The sequence below is a fragment of the Stenotrophomonas sp. 2YAF22 genome (assembly GCF_052114665.1).
Lineage (GTDB): Bacteria > Pseudomonadota > Gammaproteobacteria > Xanthomonadales > Xanthomonadaceae > Stenotrophomonas > Stenotrophomonas indicatrix.
Window position 1 is genome coordinate 1 of the sequence record NZ_JBFRFE010000749.1, and the last position, 1,815, is coordinate 1,815.

Below are 1,815 nucleotides of genomic sequence, written 5' to 3' on the forward strand. Positions count from 1 at the left end.
CCCGTGCCTTGCTGAAGGACGCACCGATACTGCTGCTCGACGAAGCCACCAGCGCGCTGGATGCACAGAGCGAACATGGCGTGCAGCAGGCACTGGAACGCCTGATGGCCGGGCGCACCACGCTGGTCATCGCCCATCGGCTGGCGACCGTGCTGAAGGCCGACCGCATCGTGGTGATGGACCATGGCCGTATCGTGGCCGAGGGCACGCATGCGGAGTTGCTGGCTGAAGGCGGCCTGTATGCGGAGCTTGCACGCCTGYAGTTCATCGATTGATGACGGCCGGCTAACACCGGCCGGATCACTCTGGCGGCGTAGCGACGAACCACTGTAGGAGGCCAGGCATGTCGTTCCGTCAGTTCCCCGCTGTCGACAGCAATGGCGAAAGCCACATCATCATCGAGTTCAAGCCCGAGGCCAGCGGCAGTGGGCATGGCTCCGAAGCGACGCCGCGTTATGAGCTTGATGACGGACGCCAGCTGGTACGCAACGGCCGCGAGTTCACCACCAGCGGCGGCGAGGTCAGGTTGTCGATCTAGCGATCCACCGCAGAGCCGGGCATGCCCCGGCTCTACTGCTGTTCCGGACAGAAAAAAGGTTGGTCATTTTTTGACCAACCATCTTGACAGCCTTGCACGCCAAGGCCTGCCGCAGGTTATCCACATGTTTGCGCAGAAGCCATCCACACGCCCTGTGGATGAATGGCGTTACGCCAGCACCCGGCCGATCCCGCTGGCATCCACTTCGGCCGCGGCTGCCGCGATAGCCCCTGGCTCGCTGCCGGCCACGAAACCGATGCGGAAATGCACTTCGCCGGCAGGCGTGCGCGAGGAGTGGATCGAGGCGAGGCTGATGCCGTGCTGCTCGAACACGTTCAGCAGCTCACGCAACGAACCGGCGCGGTCTTCAGGCAGATGTACCGACAGTGCATTGCGCTCGGTCAGGTCGGCCAGCAGATAGCCGACGCGCTCGAAGGTGTAGTTGCCCGCAGCCAGCGCCTGATCGCCGAAGGCACTCCTGTTGGCCTCCAGCAGGTGATCGCGGAACGCGCCCCGCGCAGCGTCGTCGCCMTGCCCCACCTGTACCTGCAGCGTCTGCAGCTGGCCGATCAGACGTTGCAGCATCGGCGCCACATAAGGATTGCCGAACTGGATGTCTTCGTAGATCGCCGGATTCAACGACAGGATGCGCGAGATGATCGCCGTATCCAGTTCAAACGAAGCCGATCGATACGGCAGCATCGCCGCAAGCGTCCCCAGCTGCGGCTGGTACTCGCGCAGCACACCCGCCTGGGCCAGGTGGGTCGCATGCACCATCGCCTGCACCAGCGCCATCATCTGGTCATGGTGCTGCGGGGTGGCGCGCACGCATTCGGCCTGCAGTGCCAGGCACAACGCGTCGACCCAAGGCCGCCAATGCAACAGCCTTGCCTCGCAGACCACCATCACCCGGCCCTTCAGGGTCGGCGCCTTGGGCGGCGCCGTCATCGGATGCAGGCCCACCACTTCGGCGCACGAGGCCAGCATCGCCTGCACCGGCGCTTCCTTCACCGAGGTCACATCCAGCCACAAGCGTTCCTGCTCGCGGCCCGCCGACAGGCGCACGTACTCGGCGATCAACGTGGACGTGTGCCGGATCGGTGCGGAGAACACCAACACGTCGGCCTGTTCCAGCAACTGCTCCGGCGCATGCGAACCCGGATCGGCCGGATCGTGGCCGATCACCCGCACCTGCATGTGCTGTTCGAAGAACCGGGTCAGCCAGCGCCCATAGGCGCCGGCACTGCCGACGATGCCGACCGTGCGCGGCGTGCGTT

At 65.1% G+C, this 1,815-nt stretch carries 2 protein-coding genes and 1 pseudogene; 2 read left to right on the forward strand and 1 reads right to left on the reverse strand.

The genetic code is table 11. The features are described 5' to 3' along the window. Positions 1–275: pseudogene (locus tag AB4Y84_RS20725) on the forward strand (ABC transporter ATP-binding protein); the annotation flags it as partial. 68 nt (positions 276–343) lie between these two features. Next, complete coding sequence (locus tag AB4Y84_RS20730; protein ID WP_025875144.1) at positions 344–538, forward strand: hypothetical protein; 195 nt, start codon at positions 344–346, stop codon at positions 536–538. A 168-nt stretch (positions 539–706) separates the two neighbouring features. Here AB4Y84_RS20730 and AB4Y84_RS20735 read toward each other — a convergent pair. After that, on the reverse strand, positions 707–1,815 hold a 1,109-nt coding region (locus AB4Y84_RS20735), incomplete at its 5' end, for a prephenate dehydrogenase (RefSeq protein ID WP_442250825.1).

What these genes read in the sequence shown, in the direction of transcription:
- AB4Y84_RS20730 (WP_025875144.1), top strand. Translation starts at nt 344, where the DNA reads ATGTCGTTCCGTCAGTTCCCCGCTGTCGACAGCAATGGCGAAAGCCAC.